The 17,878-nt window shown below is 72.4% G+C and carries 19 protein-coding genes; 18 read left to right on the top strand and 1 reads right to left on the bottom strand.

The window, feature by feature from the left end:
• Nucleotides 1-11 precede the first annotated feature (11 nt).
• The 9 genes from RKE38_RS19350 to RKE38_RS19390 are packed head-to-tail and all read left to right on the top strand — an operon-like array spanning nucleotide 12 to nucleotide 7,268.
• Nucleotides 12-782: a helix-turn-helix transcriptional regulator gene (locus tag RKE38_RS19350; RefSeq protein ID WP_316009102.1), complete on the top strand. Its 771-nt coding sequence runs from the start codon at nucleotides 12-14 to the stop codon at nucleotides 780-782.
• Nucleotides 779-2,197, top strand: coding sequence for a Fe-S cluster assembly protein SufB (gene sufB, locus RKE38_RS19355; protein WP_316009103.1), 1,419 nt, complete (start codon nucleotides 779-781; stop codon nucleotides 2,195-2,197). Before RKE38_RS19350 ends, sufB begins: the two co-directional genes overlap by 4 nt.
• Nucleotides 2,197-3,411 (top strand): Fe-S cluster assembly protein SufD, encoded by a 1,215-nt coding sequence (gene sufD / locus RKE38_RS19360; protein ID WP_316009104.1) that lies wholly within the window; start codon nucleotides 2,197-2,199, stop codon nucleotides 3,409-3,411. The genes sufB and sufD overlap by 1 nt, the downstream gene beginning before the upstream one ends.
• Nucleotides 3,408-3,767 (top strand): non-heme iron oxygenase ferredoxin subunit, encoded by a 360-nt coding sequence (locus RKE38_RS19365; RefSeq protein ID WP_316009105.1) that lies wholly within the window; start codon nucleotides 3,408-3,410, stop codon nucleotides 3,765-3,767. Before sufD ends, RKE38_RS19365 begins: the two co-directional genes overlap by 4 nt.
• 34 nt (nucleotides 3,768-3,801) lie before the next feature.
• Nucleotides 3,802-4,563: a Fe-S cluster assembly ATPase SufC gene (gene sufC / locus RKE38_RS19370; protein WP_316009106.1), complete on the top strand. Its 762-nt coding sequence runs from the start codon at nucleotides 3,802-3,804 to the stop codon at nucleotides 4,561-4,563.
• A 38-nt stretch (nucleotides 4,564-4,601) separates the two neighbouring features.
• A complete protein-coding gene (locus tag RKE38_RS19375; RefSeq protein ID WP_316009107.1) occupies nucleotides 4,602-5,897 on the top strand; it encodes a SufS family cysteine desulfurase in 1,296 nt (431 codons plus the stop codon).
• 1 nt (nucleotide 5,898) lies between these two features.
• Nucleotides 5,899-6,390, top strand: coding sequence for a Fe-S cluster assembly sulfur transfer protein SufU (gene sufU, locus RKE38_RS19380; protein WP_316009108.1), 492 nt, complete (start codon nucleotides 5,899-5,901; stop codon nucleotides 6,388-6,390).
• Nucleotides 6,387-6,716, top strand: coding sequence for a metal-sulfur cluster assembly factor (locus RKE38_RS19385; protein ID WP_310157142.1), 330 nt, complete (start codon nucleotides 6,387-6,389; stop codon nucleotides 6,714-6,716). The genes sufU and RKE38_RS19385 overlap by 4 nt, the downstream gene beginning before the upstream one ends.
• A 21-nt stretch (nucleotides 6,717-6,737) precedes the next feature.
• A complete protein-coding gene (locus tag RKE38_RS19390; RefSeq protein ID WP_316009109.1) occupies nucleotides 6,738-7,268 on the top strand; it encodes an acVLRF1 family peptidyl-tRNA hydrolase in 531 nt (176 codons plus the stop codon).
• Between the two features lie 15 nt (nucleotides 7,269-7,283).
• Here RKE38_RS19390 and RKE38_RS19395 read toward each other — a convergent pair whose 3' ends face one another.
• Nucleotides 7,284-8,213, bottom strand: coding sequence for a neutral zinc metallopeptidase (locus tag RKE38_RS19395; RefSeq protein ID WP_316009110.1), 930 nt, complete (start codon nucleotides 8,211-8,213; stop codon nucleotides 7,284-7,286).
• A 155-nt stretch (nucleotides 8,214-8,368) separates the two neighbouring features.
• Here RKE38_RS19395 and RKE38_RS19400 point away from each other — a divergent pair, with 155 nt between their 5' ends.
• From RKE38_RS19400 to RKE38_RS19440, 9 genes are all read left to right on the top strand, one after another.
• Nucleotides 8,369-9,970, top strand: coding sequence for an ABC-F family ATP-binding cassette domain-containing protein (locus RKE38_RS19400; protein ID WP_316009111.1), 1,602 nt, complete (start codon nucleotides 8,369-8,371; stop codon nucleotides 9,968-9,970).
• A gap of 60 nt (nucleotides 9,971-10,030) precedes the next feature.
• Complete coding sequence (locus RKE38_RS19405) at nucleotides 10,031-11,752, top strand: nitrite/sulfite reductase (protein WP_410055490.1); 1,722 nt, start codon at nucleotides 10,031-10,033, stop codon at nucleotides 11,750-11,752.
• A complete protein-coding gene (locus tag RKE38_RS19410; RefSeq protein WP_316009113.1) occupies nucleotides 11,749-11,952 on the top strand; it encodes a hypothetical protein in 204 nt (67 codons plus the stop codon). Before RKE38_RS19405 ends, RKE38_RS19410 begins: the two co-directional genes overlap by 4 nt.
• Before the next feature lie 2 nt (nucleotides 11,953-11,954).
• On the top strand, nucleotides 11,955-12,731 hold the full coding sequence (locus tag RKE38_RS19415) for a phosphoadenylyl-sulfate reductase (protein WP_410055491.1): 777 nt from the start codon (nucleotides 11,955-11,957) through the stop codon (nucleotides 12,729-12,731).
• Nucleotides 12,728-13,678 carry a sulfate adenylyltransferase subunit CysD gene (gene cysD, locus RKE38_RS19420; RefSeq protein WP_316009114.1) on the top strand — a complete coding sequence of 317 codons (951 nt, stop codon included), beginning with the start codon at nucleotides 12,728-12,730 and terminating at the stop codon, nucleotides 13,676-13,678. Before RKE38_RS19415 ends, cysD begins: the two co-directional genes overlap by 4 nt.
• 76 nt (nucleotides 13,679-13,754) lie before the next feature.
• Nucleotides 13,755-15,068, top strand: a complete 1,314-nt coding sequence (locus RKE38_RS19425) for a sulfate adenylyltransferase subunit 1 (protein ID WP_316009115.1) — start codon at nucleotides 13,755-13,757, stop codon at nucleotides 15,066-15,068.
• Nucleotides 15,068-16,342 (top strand): uroporphyrinogen-III C-methyltransferase, encoded by a 1,275-nt coding sequence (gene cobA / locus RKE38_RS19430; protein WP_316009116.1) that lies wholly within the window; start codon nucleotides 15,068-15,070, stop codon nucleotides 16,340-16,342. Before RKE38_RS19425 ends, cobA begins: the two co-directional genes overlap by 1 nt.
• Before the next feature lie 10 nt (nucleotides 16,343-16,352).
• The gene (locus tag RKE38_RS19435; RefSeq protein WP_316009117.1) at nucleotides 16,353-17,084 is read left to right on the top strand and encodes a sirohydrochlorin chelatase; all 732 of its coding nucleotides are present in this window, start codon (nucleotides 16,353-16,355) and stop codon (nucleotides 17,082-17,084) included.
• Nucleotides 17,081-17,872 (top strand): enoyl-CoA hydratase/isomerase family protein, encoded by a 792-nt coding sequence (locus tag RKE38_RS19440; protein ID WP_316009118.1) that lies wholly within the window; start codon nucleotides 17,081-17,083, stop codon nucleotides 17,870-17,872. The genes RKE38_RS19435 and RKE38_RS19440 overlap by 4 nt, the downstream gene beginning before the upstream one ends.
• Nucleotides 17,873-17,878: the final 6 nt, after the last annotated feature.

The following is a 17,878-nucleotide window of genomic DNA, read 5'->3' on the forward strand; positions in this document are numbered from 1 at the left end:
ACATCGGTGTTGTGAATATCGCGGTCGCCCCCCAGGTGCTCGAGTCGCGCACGCGCGACCGGGTGCTGCAGGCGATCAGCGAGCGCGGCCCGATCACCGCCGCGACGCTGGCCGAGGACCTCGGCCTGACCGTCCCGGCCGTCCGCCGTCACCTCGAGAACCTCGGCGAGGCCGGCCTCATCGCCGAGCGTGAGTCGGCCCACGGCTCCCGTGGCCGCGGCCGTCCGGCCCGCGCGTACGTGCTCAGCGACGCCGGCCACCAGGCCCTCGAGTCCGACTACGACCACCTCGCCACCCAGGCGCTGCGCTTCCTCGCCGCCGAGGCGGGCGACGGCGCGGTGCGCCGGTTCGCCGAGGCACGGGTGGGCGAGCTCGAGCAGCGGTATGCCGGCGAGCTCGCCGAGGCGGGCGCGGACACCGGCGCGCGGGTCGACGCCCTGGTCGCCGCCCTCACCCGCGACGGCTTCGCCGCCACGGCCCGGCCCGTGGGGGAGCCCGGCAGCGCGAGCCCGTTCACCGGCATACAGCTCTGCCAGGGGCACTGCCCGGTGCAGCACGCGGCCCGGGAATTTCCTGAGTTCTGCGACGCTGAGACAGATGCGTTCTCGCGGCTGCTGGGCGTCCACGTCCAGCGCCTGGCGACGCTCGCCCACGGCGACCACGTCTGCACGACCTTCGTCCCCACGAGCACGGGGCTTCCCACCCCGGCAGCACCCGTTGCCACCCCATCGGCGACCGACACATCCACGCCTGTGACATCAACAGAAGGGTCTTCACGATGAGCACCATCGAGGAGCTGAACCCGGGTCTGAAGGACCTCGGGCGCTACGAGTACGGCTGGGCCGACAGCGACACGGCCGGTGCCTCCGCGCGCCGCGGCCTGAACGAGGACGTCGTGCGCGACATCTCGGCGCGCAAGAACGAGCCCCAGTGGATGCTCGACCTGCGCCTGAAGTCGCTGCGCCTGTTCGACAAGAAGCCCATGCCGAGCTGGGGCAGCGACCTCACCGGCATCGACTTCCAGAACATCAAGTACTTCGTGAAGTCCACCGAGAAGCAGGCGACCACCTGGGACGAGCTGCCCGAGGACATCAAGAACACCTACGACAAGCTCGGCATCCCGGAGGCGGAGAAGCAGCGCCTCATCGCCGGTGTCGCGGCGCAGTACGAGTCGGAGGTCGTCTACCACCAGATCCGCGAGGACCTGGAGGAGAAGGGTGTCATCTTCGTCGACACCGACACCGGCCTGCGCGAGCACGAGGACCTGTTCCGCGAGTACTTCGCCTCGGTGATCCCCGCCGGTGACAACAAGTTCGCGGCACTCAACACCGCCGTGTGGTCGGGTGGCTCGTTCATCTACGTCCCGCCGGGCGTCCACGTCGACATCCCGCTGCAGGCCTACTTCCGGATCAACACCGAGAACATGGGCCAGTTCGAGCGGACGCTGATCATCGCCGACGAGGGCTCCTACGTGCACTACGTCGAGGGCTGCACCGCGCCGATCTACAAGTCCGACTCGCTGCACTCCGCGGTCGTCGAGATCGTCGTCAAGAAGAACGCCCGCGTCCGCTACACCACCATCCAGAACTGGTCGAACAACGTCTACAACCTCGTCACCAAGCGGGCGACCGCGGCCGAGGGCGCGACGATGGAGTGGATCGACGGCAACATCGGCTCCAAGGTGACGATGAAGTACCCGGCCGTCTTCCTCCTCGGCGAGCACGCCAAGGGCGAGACGCTGTCGATCGCGTTCGCGGGCGAGGGCCAGCACCAGGACGCCGGCTCGAAGATGGTCCACGCGGCCCCCAACACCAGCTCGACCATCGTGAGCAAGTCGGTGGCGCGCGGCGGTGGCCGCACGTCCTACCGCGGCCTGGTCCAGATCCTCGAGGGCGCGCACGGATCGAAGAGCTCGGTCGTCTGCGACGCGCTGCTCGTCGACACGATCAGCCGCTCGGACACCTACCCGTACGTCGACATCCGCGAGGACGACGTGACCATGGGCCACGAGGCGACGGTCTCCAAGGTGTCCGAGGACCAGATGTTCTACCTGATGTCCCGCGGCCTCACCGAGGAGGAGGCCATGGCCATGATCGTGCGCGGGTTCGTCGAGCCCATCGCGCGCGAGCTGCCCATGGAGTACGCCCTCGAGCTGAACCGCCTGATCGAGCTTCAGATGGAAGGAGCCGTCGGCTGATGAGCCTTCTGGCCCAGAAGAACCCCGCCGAGGGTCCCACCGCCGGCGCCCACACCGACTCCGCCGAGGCGTTCGTCCCCGACCAGTCGCGGGCCGAGCGGAAGACGTCCTACGAGGTCGACGACTTCGCCGTCCCCGGCGGCCGCGAGGAGGAGTGGCGGTTCACCCCGGTCGACCGGCTGTCCTCGCTGTTCCAGCCCGGCGCGACCGAGGTCGACAAGCTCAGCCTGGACGTCTCGGCGCCCGAGGGCGTCACGACCGACCGGGTCGAGCCGAAGGCGACCGGAGTGCTGGTCCCCGCCGACCGCGCCGCCGCGATCGCCTGGGCCGGTGAGCCCAAGGCCACCCGCGTCAGCATCCCGGCCGAGGCCGAGCTGACCGAGCCGGTACGCATCACCGTCGAGGCGCGCGACCTGGCCCGGGTCAACGGCCACCTGGTCGTCGAGGCCGGCCACCACTCGAAGGCGACCGTGGTGCTCACCCACCGCGGGTCCGCCGAGTGCGGCGCGGCTGTCGAGATCAAGGTGGGCGACGGTGCGGACCTCACGTTCGTCACCGTCCAGGAGTGGGACGACGACACCCTGCACGTCACCCAGAACGACGCCCTCATCGGGCGCGACGCGCGGCTGCGGCACATCGTCGTCACGCTCGGCGGCAAGATCGTCCGCGTCTCCACCAACGCCCGGTACGCCGGGCCGGGCGGGTCCTTCGAAGGCCTCGGCGTCTACTTCGCGGACGCCGGCCAGCACCAGGAGCACCGGCTCTTCGTCGACCACGAGGCGCCGCACTGCCACTCCAACGTCGAGTACAAGGGCGCGCTGCAGGGCGAGACCGCCCACACCGTCTGGGTCGGCGACGTCCTCATCCGCGCCAGCGCCGAGGGCACCGACACCTACGAGCTCAACCGCAACCTCGTCCTCACCGACGGGGCCCGGGCCGACTCGGTCCCGAACCTCGAGATCGAGACCGGCGAGATCGTCGGGGCCGGCCACGCGTCGGCGACCGGTCGCTTCGACGACGAGCAGCTGTTCTACCTGCAGGCGCGTGGCATCCCCGAGGACGTCGCCCGGCGGCTCGTGGTGCGCGGCTTCTTCGCCAGCATCGTGGCCCGCATCGGCGTGCCGGAGGTGTCCGACCACCTGATGCAGGTCATCGACGCCGAGCTCGCCGGCACCGCGCGCCCGGTCACCGCTGCCACTGGGGCCGACGCGTGAGCAGCGCCGCCGAGGTCACCGAGGCCGACGACGTCGACTACGTGCGCGTCTGCCGGGTGGACGAGCTTCCCGCCGTCGGCGCGGCCGCGGCCGACGTCTACGGCCAGCTCATGGCGATCGTGCGCACCCGCTCCGGCGAGGTCTACGCCCTCGACGACACCTGCAGCCACGCCAACGTCTCCCTCTCCGAGGGCGAGCTCGACGACCACACGCTCGAGTGCTGGCTGCACGGCTCGCGCTTCGACGTCCGCACCGGCAAGCCCTCGGGTCCGCCCGCGACGGTCCCGGTGAACGTCTACCCCGTCAAGGTCGAGGGCGACGAGGTCTTCGTCGGCACGACCCCCCTGAACGCCTGAGCCTTCCCGAGAAGAAGAACGAGGAACACACCGCATGTCCACTCTTGAGATCCGCAACCTGCAGGTCACGGTCGAGACCGAGAACGGCACCAAGGAGATCCTCCGCGGCGTCGACCTGACGGTGCAGTCGGGGCAGACCCACGCGATCATGGGCCCCAACGGCTCGGGCAAGTCGACCCTGGCCTACTCCATCGCCGGTCACCCCAAGTACACCGTCACCGGTGGCACCGTGACCCTCGACGGCGAGGACGTCCTCGCGATGAGCGTCGACGAGCGCGCCCGCGCCGGCCTGTTCCTCGCGATGCAGTACCCCGTCGAGGTCCCCGGCGTCACGGTGTCGAACTTCCTGCGCACCGCCAAGACCGCGGTCGACGGCGAGGCCCCCAAGCTGCGCACCTGGGTCAAGGACGTCAAGGGCGCGATGGCCAACCTGCGCATGGACGAGGCCTTCGCCGAGCGCAACGTGAACGAGGGCTTCTCCGGTGGCGAGAAGAAGCGCCACGAGATCCTGCAGATGGAGCTGCTCAAGCCGAAGATCGCGATCCTCGACGAGACCGACTCCGGCCTGGACGTCGACGCGCTGCGCATCGTCTCCGAGGGCGTCAACCGGGCCAAGGACAACACCGACGTGGGCGTCCTGCTCATCACGCACTACACGCGCATCCTGCGCTACATCAAGCCCGACTTCGTGCACGTGTTCGTCGACGGCAAGGTCGTCGAGGAGGGTGGCCCGGAGCTGGCCGACCGCCTCGAGGCCGAGGGCTACGACCGCTACGTCGCCGCCGCCAAGGCCTGAGCCACCCACCGACGACGCACCTGACGAGAGCGACCCCCATGAGCACCCCGTTCGGCGACGAGGAGCTGGCCCGCATCCGGGCCGGCTTCCCGATCCTGTCGCGCAGCGTGCGCGACGGGAAGCCGCTGGTCTACCTCGACTCGGGTGCGACCTCGCAGCGGTATGCCGGTGCGCTCGACGCCGAGCGCGCGTTCAACGAGCACGTCAACGCCGCCGTCCACCGCGGGGCGCACCAGCTCAGCGAGGAGGCCACCGACGCCTACGAGGGCGCCCGGGCGACCGTGGCGCGCTTCGTCGGCGGCGGCGAGGACGAGGTGGTGTTCACCAAGAACGCCACCGAGGCGCTCAACCTGGTCGCGTACGCGTTCTCGGGCACCGTGGCCGGGCAGGCCAAGGACCCACGGCTCACCCTCGGCGAGGGCGACGAGGTCCTCGTGACCGAGATGGAGCACCACGCCAACCTGGTGCCGTGGCAGGAGCTCTGCCGTCGCACCGGCGCCACCCTGCGCTGGGTCGGCGTCACCGACGAGGGCCGCCTCGACCTCGACGGCAGCCACGGCCCGGCGCTGGGCGAGCTGCTCACCGAGCGCACCAAGGTGTTCGCCTTCGCCCACGTCAGCAACGTCCTGGGCACGGTCAACCCCGTGCACCGGCTCGTGGACGCGGCCCGCGCGGTCGGCGCGCTCACGGTGCTCGACGCCTGCCAGTCGGCGCCGCACGTGGCGCTCGACGTCGAGGACCTCGGCGTCGACTACGCCGCCTTCTCGGGCCACAAGATGTTCGGCCCCACCGGCGTGGGGGTGCTCTGGGGGCGCGGCGAGCTGCTGCAGGCGATGCCGCCGTTCATCACCGGCGGCTCGATGATCGAGACCGTCCGGATGGAGGGCTCGACCTACGCGGCGCCGCCGCAGCGGTTCGAGGCCGGGTCGCCCAACGCGGCGCAGGCCGTCGGCCTCGCAGCCGCCATCGACTACCTCGGCGAGCTCGGCATGGACCGCATCGCAGCCCACGAGCACGCGCTCACCGAGCGGCTCCTCGCGGGCCTGGCCGAGCGCCCGTGGGTCCGCGTGGTCGGTCCCGCCGACGCCGTAGACCGCGTCGGTGCCGTCGCTTTCGACGTCCAGGGCGTCCACGCCCATGACGTCGGGCAGGTGCTCGACGACCAGGGCGTCGCGGTCCGCGTCGGCCACCACTGCGCCTGGCCGCTGCACCGCCGGATGGGCGTCACCGCGAGCACGCGTGCCTCGCTCGCGGCATACACGACCCCGGGGGAGGTCGACGCCATGCTCGAGGCGCTCGACCGGGTGCCCGACGTCTTCGGGGTGGCGGTCTGACGTGGACCTCTACCAGGAGCTCATCCTCGAGCACTCCAAGCGCCCGCACCACGCCGGCCTGCGCGAGCCGTTCGGCGCCGAGGTGCACCACGTCAACCCGACCTGCGGCGACGAGGTGACCCTGCGGGTCCAGGTCGACGGCGAGGGCGCCGACGCGGTGATCCGCGACGTGTCCTACGACGCGCTCGGCTGCTCGATCTCGACCGCGTCGACGAGCGTGCTCACCGACGAGGTCATCGGGCACACCGTCGCCGAGGCCATGGCGACCCACGAGGCGATGCGCACCATGCTGACCTCCAAGGGCCAGGACCCGGGGGACGAGGACGTCATCGGTGACGGCGTCGCGTTCGCCGGCGTCTCGAAGTACCCGGCCCGCGTCAAGTGTGCTCTGCTGGGATGGATGGCCCTCACCGACGCGTTGCATCAGGCAGGGATCGACACCACCGCGGCGACGGGCCGCAGCCAGAAGGACGAGGACAAGGTAGGACGATGAGCGAGACCACGACCACCCAGCCGAACGTCGCGGACGTCGAGGAGGCCATGCGCGACGTCGTCGACCCCGAGCTCGGGATCAACGTCGTCGACCTCGGCCTCGTCTACGGCATCACCGTCGACGCCCAGAACCACGCCGTCCTCGACATGACCCTCACGTCGGCGGCCTGCCCGCTCACCGACGTCATCGAGGACCAGACCGCGCAGGCGCTCGAGGGGCTCGTCGCCACTCACCGGATCAACTGGGTCTGGATGCCGCCGTGGGGCCCGGACAAGATCACCGACGACGGCCGCGAGCAGCTGCGCGCCCTCGGCTTCAACCTCTGACCTGCTGACCCCGGCCGCTCGGTGAGCACTCGCGTCGTCGAGGTCGACCCCGAGCGCCTCGAGGGCTGGCTGGAGCGCTTCGCCGCCAACAACCCCGGTCCCGACGCACCCCAGCGGGTGGTCGGGACCGAGCGGTTCGACCACCTGCCCCTGGCGGTGGTCCTCGTGCGTCGTGGTGGGTATGCCGTGGGGCTGGCCGACGGGGCCGCATACGCCGCGTCGAAGGTGGGCACCCGGCACGTCCAGTCGCGCACCTCCGCCGGCGGGTGGTCCCAGCAGCGGTTCGCCCGGCGCCGGGGCAACCAGGCGGACGAGCTCGTGCGCGCTGTGACCGACCACGCCGCCCGCCTCCTGCTCTCCCCGCGCCCGGCCGGGCTGGTCGTCGGGGGCGACAAGGCCCTCGTGCGCGACGTGCTGGCCGACCCGCGCCTGGCCGCGCTCGCCGACCTGCCGCGACGCGAGCTCTACGACCTGCCCGACCCGCGGCGGTCGGTGCTCGAGGACGCCCTGCGCCGGGGTCGCGTCGTCCGCGTCACCGTCGAGGACCGCTGACGGTCGAGCGGGACGTCACTCGACCTTGTCGACGCTGAAGGTGTCGCACTGGTTGAGGTCGCCGGACGTGTAGCCGGTGGTGAACCACTTCTGACGGGCGGCGGCCGACCCGTGGGTCCACGTCTCCGGGCTCACCTGTCCCTGCGTCTTCTGCTGGATCCGGTCGTCGCCCACCGAGGACGCCGCGGACAGCGCGTCCTTGATGTCCTTCTCGGTGAGCGGCTTGAGGAACGCCACCTGGCCACCGCTCGTGCTCTCGCCCTTGGTCTCGGTGGCGTGGTTGGCCCACACGCCGCCGAGGCAGTCGGCCATCAGCTCCACGCGCACTCCGCCGCTCTGGGCGCCCTTGGGGTCCTGCTGGGCGCGGTCGAGCAGCCCGAGGATGTCCTGGATGTGGTGGCCGTACTCGTGGGCCACGACGTACTCCTGCGCCAGCGGGCCGCTGCTCGAGCCGAACTGGTCGGAGAGGATCTGGAAGAAGCTGGCGTCGATGTAGACCTGCTTGTCCAGCGGGCAGTAGAACGGCCCGACCTGGTTGGAGGCGGTGCCGCAGGCGGACTGCGTGGAGCCGCTGTAGAGGATCGTCTTGGCGGGGGTGTAGTTGCGGCCGTAGCGGGGGAGCTCGCTGCTCCAGAACGCGTTGACCGAGTTGACCGTGGCGATGACGCGGCAGGTGTCGTTGCGGTTGGCGTCGGCGCCCGTCTTGCACTGGGAGAACTGCGAGGGGTCGGTCGACCCGCCGGGCTGCACCGAGCCGCCGCTGCCGTCGCTGCCCGAGCCGGGGCTGCTGGGCACCGACCCCGGGTTGATCCCGAAGATCAGCATGACGATGAGCAGGATGATGCCGCCCACGCCGCCGCCGACGACCAGGCCGCCGGGGGCGCCGCCGCCCCCGCCGCCCCCGACCTGCGAGGTGTCGAGTTTGACGTCGTCGTTGAAGCTCATCGGTCCTCCACGGCCTGTGGGCGTGTGCTCAGGGCCGGCGCACGCTCGTCTAGACTAGGAATCTCAGTCCCCAGTCGGCGCCCACGCAACTTCGCGGAGGGCGCCCCCTTGTGCCGCGGAGGTCGCGGCGCCTCCCCGATGTCAGGAGCCTCGTCGTGATCGCCGCCAGTGGAGTCGAGCTGCGCGCCGGCTCCCGCCTCCTCCTCGACGGGGCCACCTTCCGGATCGCCGCGGGGGACCGGGTCGGCCTCGTCGGGCGCAACGGCGCCGGCAAGACCACCCTCACCAAGGTCCTGGCCGGCCAGGGGCAGCCCGCCGCCGGGTCCGTGACGAGCTCGGGGGAGGTCGGCTACCTGCCCCAGGACCCGCGCACGGGCGACCTGCAGGTCCTCGCGCGGGACCGCATCCTGTCGGCCCGCGGCCTTGACCGGATCGTCCGGGAGATGCGGGCGGCCGAGGGCGGCATGGCGAGTGCCGACGACGAGACCCGGGACAAGGCGATGCGCAGGTACGCGCGGCTCGAGGGCGAGTTCACCGCGCGTGGCGGGTATGCCGCGGAGTCCGAGGCCGCCTCCATCGCCAGCGCGCTGGGTCTCGACGAGCGCATCCTGGGCCAGACGCTCGGCACCCTCTCCGGTGGCCAGCGCCGTCGGGTCGAGCTGTCGCGCATCCTGTTCTCGGGTGCGGAGACCCTGCTGCTCGACGAGCCGACCAACCACCTCGACGCCGACTCGATCGCGTGGCTGCGCGACTACCTCAAGGGGTACTCCGGCGGCCTCGTGGTCATCAGTCACGACGTCGAGCTGCTCGACGCGGTCGTCAACCGGGTGTTCCACCTCGACGCCAACCGGGCCGAGCTCGACCTCTACAACGTCGGCTGGAAGGCCTACCTGCAGGCCCGCGAGACCGACGAGCGCCGCCGCAAGCGCGAGTACGCCAACGCGACCAAGAAGGCCGCGGCCCTGATGGAGCAGGCCGAGAAGATGCGCGCCAAGGCCACCAAGGCCGTCGCCGCCCAGAACATGATCAAGCGCGCCGAGCGGATGCTCGCCGGCATCGAGGGGGAGCGGGTCACCGACAAGGTGGCACGCCTGCGGTTCCCCGACCCGGCGCCGTGCGGGCGGACGCCGCTGCGCGCCAGCGGGCTGTCGCGGTCCTACGGGTCGCTGGAGATCTTCACCGACGTCGACCTCGCCATCGACCGCGGCTCGCGCGTCGTCGTGCTCGGCCTCAACGGCGCGGGCAAGACCACGCTGCTGCGCATGCTGGCAGGGGTCGACGACCCGGACACCGGGCAGGTCGAGCCCGGCCACGGGCTCAAGCTTGGCTACTACGCCCAGGAGCACGAGAACCTCGACGTCACGCGCTCGGTGCTCGAGAACATGAAGTCGGCCGCCCCGGACAGCTTCGGCGAGACCGAGGTGCGCAAGGTCCTCGGGTCGTTCCTGTTCAGCGGAGACGACGTCGACAAGCCGGCCGGAGTGCTGTCCGGTGGTGAGAAGACGCGTCTGTCGCTCGCCATGCTGGTCGTCTCCAGCGCCAACGTGCTGCTGCTCGACGAGCCGACCAACAACCTCGACCCCGCCTCGCGCGAGGAGATCCTCGGGGCCCTGCGCACCTACAAGGGCGCGGTCGTGCTCGTCACGCACGACGAGGGCGCGGTCGACGCGCTCGAGCCCGAGCGGATCCTGCTGCTGCCGGACGGCGTCGAGGACCTCTGGGGCCAGGACTACCGGGACCTCATCGCGCTCGCCTGACCCGGAGCGGCTGCCCGACCTCCGAAATCCTGCCGGATCGGTGGGGATTAGGGTCGGATAATGGACCGTTATGCGATCCATAACCAGCGGTGCAGAATAGGTGGGGTGACCCAGACCCCCACCCGACCCCGCAGGCAGGCCGGCAAGGCGAGCGGCGCCTGGGCCGACGGCGACCGCACCCCGCTCAACGCCAACGAGGAGCTGAAGCAGGCCGACGACGGCCTCAACGTGCGGGCGCGGATCGAGCAGGTCTACGCCAAGGAGGGCTTCGCCAGCATCCCCGGTGAGGACCTGCGCGGGCGGATGCGCTGGTGGGGGCTGTACACCCAGCGCAAGCCCGGCATCGACGGCGGCAGGACGGCCACCCTCGACCCGGCCGAGCTCGACGACGAGTACTTCATGCTGCGCGTCCGCAGCGACGGCGGAGCGCTCTCCGGCGAGCAGCTGCGCACCGTCGCCGGGATCAGCAGCGAGTTCGCGCGCGACACCGCAGACATCACCGACCGCCAGAACATCCAGCTGCACTGGATCCGGGTCGAGGACGTGCCGGAGATCTGGGAGCGGCTGGAGTCCGTCGGGCTCACGACGGCCGAGGCGTGCGGGGACACCCCACGCGTCATCCTCGGCTCGCCCGTGGCCGGCATCGCCGCCGACGAGGTGGTCGACGGAACCCCGGCCGTCGAGGAGATCCGTCGCCGGTACATCGGCAGCCCCGAGTTCTCCAACCTGCCCCGCAAGTTCAAGACCGCCATCTCGGGCAGCCCGAGCCTCGACGTCGCCCACGAGGCGAACGACGTCTCCTTCGTCGGGGTCGTCCACCCGGAGCACGGCCCGGGGTTCGACGTCTGGGTCGGCGGTGGCCTGTCGACCAACCCGATGTTCGCCCAGCGCCTCGGCGCCTGGGTGCCGCTCGCCGACGTGCCCGAGGTGTGGAAGGGCGTCGTCTCGATCTTCCGCGACCACGGGTACCGGCGGCTGCGCAACCGCGCCCGGCTCAAGTTCCTCGTCGCCGACTGGGGCGTCGAGCGGTTCCGTGAGGTGCTCGAGCAGGAGTACCTCGGCCGCGCTCTCCTCGACGGCCCTGCGCCCGAGGCCCCCAGCGCCCACCGGCGCGACCACGTGGGCGTGCACGCCCAGCAGGACGGTCGATTCTGGGTCGGTGTCGCCCCGCTGGCCGGCAGGGTCAGCGGGACCACGCTCGAGGCGGTTGCCGACCTCGCCGAGCGCCACGGCTCCGGGCGGGTGCGGCTCACCGCCCACCAGAAGCTGCTCGTCCTCGACGTGGAGCAGGACGAGGTGGCGGCGCTGACCGAGGGCCTGGCCGCCCTGGGGCTGCCGTCCGACCCGTCCGAGTGGCGCCGCGGCGTGATGGCCTGCACCGGCATCGAGTTCTGCAAGCTGGCCCTCGTCGAGACCAAGGGCCGCGCGAACACCGTCATCGCCGAGATGGAGCGCCGCCTGCCCGACTTCGACGTCCCGTTCACCATCCACGTCAACGGGTGCCCGAACTCCTGTGCCCGCTTCCAGGTCGCCGACCTCGGTCTCAAGGGCATGGTGCAGACCGACGAGGACGGCACCCTCGTGGAGGTCTTCCAGGTCCACCTCGGTGGCGGCCTCGGCACCGAGCCGCAGCTGGCCCGCAAGACCCGCGCGCTCAAGGTCCGTGCGCTCGACCTGCCGGACTACCTCGAGCGGCTCGCCCGCACTTTCCTCGCGCAGCGCGAGGGCGAGGAGTCCTTCGCCCACTGGGCTCACCGGGCGGACGAGGACGACCTGCGATGAGCGACAGCCCGCGCGGGGTCGTCCGCCACTGCCCCTTCTGCGCCGAGGAGGACCTCTGGCCGGTCGAGGAGCCGTCCGGCGGCTGGGAGTGCCGGGCCTGTGCCCGCGTCTTCACCGTGCGGCTCGAGAGGGTCGAGGCGCAGCACATTCCCGGGCGGGTGGCCGAGCAGGCCGCCCTCGGACGAGAGGAGCAGTCGTGAGCATCGACGCAGCAGCAACCGGCGCAGCAGCAGTCACCCGAACCCGCCGCGACCCGGCCGCGCTCGAGGCCCTCGCCCTCGAGGCGCAGCAGCGCTTCGCCGCGCTGGAGCGCGCACCGGAGCACGCGGCATACGAGGGGCGCGTGGACCTCGCCGCGCAGGCGCTGCGCTGGGCGCACGAGACCTTCGGCGAGCACCTCACCGTCGCGTCCTCGATGGGCGACGAGGTGCTCGTGCACCTCGTCGGCACCACCCTCACCGGCGCGGACGTCTTCTTCCTCGACACCGGCTACCACTTCGTCGAGACGCTCGGCACGCGCGACGCCTACCAGGCGATGCTGCCGATCGAGATCCGCACGATCCTGCCGCTGCTCACCGTGCCGCAGCAGGACGAGGAGTACGGGGCGAAGCTGCACGACCGCGACCCCGACGCGTGCTGCGCGATGCGCAAGGTCGAGCCGCTCAACCGCGCCCTCGAGGGCTACGAGGCGTGGGTCACCGGCATGCGGCGGGCCGACGCGCCCACCCGCACGGACATCGACCTGGTCACCTGGGACGCCCGGCGAGGCCTCGTGAAGCTCAACCCGATCGCGGCGTGGACCGACGACGACGTCGACCGCTACGTCGCCGAGCACGGCGTCTTCCTCAACCCGCTGCGGCAGGAGGGCTACGCCTCGATCGGGTGCGCGCCCTGCACCCGGCCGGTGGCCGAGGGCGAGGACGCCCGGGCCGGGCGCTGGTCCGGCAAGGACAAGACCGAGTGCGGGCTGCACACATGACCACGACCGAGACGGAAACCGTTGTGACTGCGACACTCCCGAGCACCACGCCGCTCGTCCTCGACCACCTCGACCACCTGGAGTCCGAGGCGATCCACATCTTCCGCGAGGTGGCGGGGGAGTTCGAGCGCCCCGTCATCCTCTTCAGCGGTGGCAAGGACTCGGTGGTCATGGTGCACCTGGCGATCAAGGCGTTCGCGCCGGCGCCGCTGCCCTTCGCGCTGCTGCACGTCGACACCGGGCACAACTTTCCCGAGGTGCTCGACTACCGCGACGCGACGGTGGAGCGCCTGGGCGTCCGGCTGGTCGTCGCGAAGGTGCAGGACTACATCGACGACGGCCGCCTGCGCGAGCGCCCCGACGGCACCCGGAACCCGCTGCAGACCGTCCCGCTGCTCGACGCCATCGAGGCCGGGAAGTTCGACGCGGTCTTCGGCGGTGGCCGCCGTGACGAGGAGAAGGCTCGGGCGAAGGAGCGGGTGTTCAGCCTGCGCGACGCGTTCGGTGCCTGGGACCCGCGGCGGCAGCGGCCGGAGCTCTGGGACCTCTACAACGGCCGCCACGCCCCGGGTGAGCACGTCCGCGTCTTCCCGCTCTCCAACTGGACCGAGCTCGACGTCTGGCGCTACATCGAGCGCGAGGGCATCGCCCTGCCGGAGCTGTACTACGCGCACGAGCGCGAGGTCTTCCTCCGTGACGGCATGTGGCTGACGGCCGGCGAGTGGGGTGGCCCCCGGGAGACCGAACCGGTCGAGACGCGACGGGTCCGCTACCGCACGGTCGGCGACATGAGCTGCACCGGTGCCGTGGAGTCCGACGCCGGTGACGTCGCCGGCGTCATCCTCGAGCTCGCCGCCTCGCGGCTCACCGAGCGCGGGGCGACCCGCGCCGACGACCGCCTCTCCGAGGCCGCCATGGAGGACCGCAAGAAGCAGGGGTACTTCTGAAATCCCCACGAAGTTCTGCGCTCGTGCCTCGCTCCGATACTTCGCGGGGGCCCCAGACAAGGAAGGACACTCCGTGATGACCCTCACCAGCGCGCCGGTGCAGCACGACCTGCTCCGGCTGGCCACGGCCGGCTCGGTCGACGACGGCAAGTCGACCCTGGTCGGCCGGCTGCTCTACGACACCAAGTCCGTGCTCGCCGACCAGCTCGATGCGGTCGAGCGGGTCAGCCGCGAGCGCGGCCTCGACGCGGCCGACCTCGCGCTGCTGACCGACGGCCTGCGGGCCGAGCGCGAGCAGGGCATCACGATCGACGTCGCGTACCGGTACTTCTCCACGGCGACCCGGTCCTACGTCCTCGCCGACACCCCGGGCCACGTCCAGTACACCCGGAACATGGTCACGGGCGCCTCGACCGCCGAGCTCGCGCTCATCCTCATCGACGCACGTCACGGCGTCGTGGAGCAGACCCGACGCCACCTCGCCGTCACCGGCCTGCTGGGCGTGCGGCACGTCGCGGTCGCCGTCAACAAGATGGACCTGGTCGACTGGTCGCAGGAGCGGTTCGACGCGATCGTGGCCGAGTTCGCCCGCCACGCAACGCGTTTCGGCATCGACGACGTCGTCGCCGTGCCGGTGTCGGCCCTCTTCGGCGACAACGTGGTCGACCGGTCCGACCGCGCGGCCTGGTACACCGGTCCCACCCTGCTCGAGCACCTCGAGTCCGTGCCCGTGGGCACCGACCCCTCGACCCAGCCCCTGCGGATGCCGGTGCAGTACGTCATCCGGCCGCGGACCCCCGAGCACCCCGACTACCGCGGGTATGCCGGGCGGCTCGCCTCCGGTGTCGTCCGTCCCGGCGACCGGGTGACCGTCCTGCCCTCGGGCCGCACGACCACCGTCGAGGGCATCGACCGGACCCGGCCCGACGGCTCGCTGGAGCAGCTCGACGTGGCGTTCGCGCCCCAGTCGGTGACGCTGCGGCTGGCCGACGACGTCGACGTCTCGCGGGGCGACCTCATCGCCTCGGCGGACGAGCCCGGCCTGCTCACGCGGTCCCTCGCCGGCACCGTGGCCGTGCTCTCCGACCGGCCGCTGCGCCAGCGCGACCGTGTCCTGCTCCGGGTCGGCACCCGCACGACCCGGGCCCTGGTCGAGGACGTGGTCGACCAGCTCGACATCGAGACGATGGAGCACCGCACCGCCCCGGACGGCCTGCCGCTCAACGCGATCGGTCGCGTGCGCATCCGCCTCGCCGAGGACGTGCCGGTCGACGACTACCGCGTCCTTCGCCGCACCGGCGCGTTCCTGCTCATCGACGAGTCCGACGGCGCCACGCTCGCCGCGGGCATGGCCGACGCACCGGACCGCGCGGTCGGCGAGGGCATCTGATGACCGCGCAGGCGGACTACCCGCTCACCCTGGACCTCCACGGCCGCCGCGCCGTCGTGGTGGGCGGCGGTCCCGTGGCCGCGCGTCGGGTCCGTGGCCTCCTGGACGCGGGCGCACACGTCGACGTGGTGGCCCCGTGGGTGTGCGAGGAGCTCGCCGAGGCGGTCGCGACCGGAGCCATCGGGTGGCACGAGCGCGACTACGTCGCCGGTGACCTGCTCGAGCCCGAGCCCGCCTGGCTGGTCCACACGGCGACCGGCGACCCCGTCACGGACGCGCAGGTGGCCCGCGAGGCCGAGGCCGCGCGGGTCTGGTGCGTACGCGCCGACGACGCGGCGGCGTCCAGCGCCTGGACGCCCGCCGTCGCCCGCGGCCGCGAGGGCACCCCGGCGGAGGGCCTCACCGTCGCCGTCAACGCCGGGGGGGACCCGCGGCGTGCGACCGCCGTGCGGGACGCCGTCCTGGCCGCGCTCGACTCGGGCACCCTGCCCGTCCGCCGCCACCGTGTGCCGTCGAGAGAGGGGGCACCGGCCCGGCGGGGTCGCGTGGCGCTCGTCGGCGGCGGACCGGGGGCCGACGACCTCATCACCGTGCGGGGACGGGCCCTGCTGGCAGCGGCAGACGTCGTCGTCACCGACCGGCTCGGTCCCCGGGGCCTGCTCGACACGCTGGCTGCCGAGGTCGAGGTGGTCGACGTCGGCAAGACACCCGGCAACCACCCCACCAGCCAGGAGCGGATCAACGAGATCCTCGTCCACCACGCCTCGCAGGGGCGCAACGTCGTCCGGCTCAAGGGCGGTGACCCCTTCGTCCTGGGCCGGGGAGGCGAGGAGGCGCTGCACTGCGCCGAGCACGGCATACCGGTCGAGGTCGTGCCCGGCGTGACCTCGGCGGTCTCCGTCCCGGCCGCCGCGGGCATCCCGGTGACCCACCGCGGCATCACGGCCTCGTTCGTCGTCGCCTCCGCCCACGAGGGGGCCGACCACGTGCTCTCGGCGGCGGCCGACGCCGCCCCCGACGCCACCCTCGTGCTGCTCATGGGCGTCACGCGGCTCGCCGAGACCGCCCGGGCGCTCATCGCCGCCGGACGGCCGGCATCCACCCCCGTGGCCATGGTGGAGCGTGGGTGGACGCCGCAGCAGCGCACGACCGTGAGCACCCTCGAGCGCGCGGCCGAGGACGCCGCGCGGGCGGGCGTCCGGGCGCCCGCCGTCGTGGTCGTCGGGGAGGTCGTCGCGGTGCGTGACCGCCTCGGCGACCTCGCGGGGGAGTAGCGTCCCTTCGGTGAGTGCACCTGAGATCGTGCTGCTGGCCCACGGCTCGCCGGACCCCCGGCACGCCCGCGGCGTGGAGGAGCTGGCCGGCCACGTGCGGGCCCTGGCGCCCGCGCGCCCCGTCCACACGGCATACCTCGACCACCACGAACCGACCCCGAGCGACACGGCGTCGGCCCTCGGCGACCACGCGGTGGTGGTGCCGGTGCTGATCACCCCGGCGTACCACGCCCGGGTGGACGTGCCGGCGGCGGTGGAGCAGATCGCGTCGACGTCAGGGGCCCGCGTCGCCCTGGCCGAGCCGCTCGGGCCCCATCCCCTCCTGCTCGACGCCGCCGAGGAGCTGCTGCTCGCGCACGGCGTCGCGCCCGACCCCCGCACCGCCGTGCTGCTGTATGCCGCGGGGTCCAGCGACAGCGACGCCGTCGCCGCCGTGACCCACGTCGTCCAGGAGCACCCGCGCGAGGGCTGGGGGCGCTGGGACGTCGCGGCGCTGGACGGCGGGGCGACGCTGGAGCAGGTCCTGCGGCGGCTGCCGGAGGACACCGACCGCACCGTCGCCGTCTCCTTCATGGTGGCCGAGGGCATCCTGCGCGACCGCATGGCCCAGGAGTGCGGCCGCCACGGCGTCACGATGGTCCCGGGCGCACTGGCGCAGACCGACGCGGTGGCCCAGCTGGTGCTGGCCCGCGCCGACAACCTGCCCGCCGGCACCTCGCCCGCCGATAGCCTGCCCGGGTGAGCGACACCCCCGACCGGCCGCACCCGCACCTGCACGTCGCCCGCACCGGCGACGTCGTCACCGTAAGCCTCGACCGGCCGGAGCAGCGCAACGCGCAGACGCCGAGCCTGTGGGCCGCCCTCGCGGGCGTCGCCGAAGGGCTGGACGCCTCCGTGCGGGTCGTGGTGCTGAGGGGTGAGGGGCAGTCGTTCTCGGCCGGCCTGGACCGCGGCATGCTGCGCCCGGGTGGCGTCGAGGGGGAGCAGGACATCCTCGCCCTGGCCGTCGGCGGCCCCGAGGCCGCGGCGGACGCGATCGAGGCGTTCCAGCGCGGGTTCACGGCGTGGGCGTCGGTGCCCGCGGTCGTGGTCGCGGCCGTGCAGGGCCATGCGATCGGGGCGGGGATGCAGCTGGCCCTGGTCGCCGACCTCCGGGTCGTCGCCGACGACGTCCAGCTCGCCATGCGCGAGACCTCGCTCGGGCTGGTCCCCGACCTCGGTGGCACGGGCCCGCTCGTGCGCCTCGTGGGCCCGGCGAGGGCGCTCGAGATCTGCGCGACCGGACGGTTCGTCGGCGCGCAGGAGGCCGTCGCGACTGGCCTGGCCAACGTCGCGGTGCCCCGTGCCGAGCTCGAGGCCACCACGGCCGACCTCGTCGCCGCCCTGCTGGCCGCCCCGGCCGACGCCCTGCGCGAGCTCAAGCCGCTGCTGGCCGCTGCCGCCACCAGCGACCGCGACACCCAGCTGCGGCTCGAGCGCGAGGCGCAGGGCCGGCTGCTGCACGGGATGCTCCAGCGCGCCAGCACCTGACCCGCC

The organism is Phycicoccus sp. M110.8, from assembly GCF_032464895.1.
GTDB lineage: Bacteria > Actinomycetota > Actinomycetes > Actinomycetales > Dermatophilaceae > Pedococcus.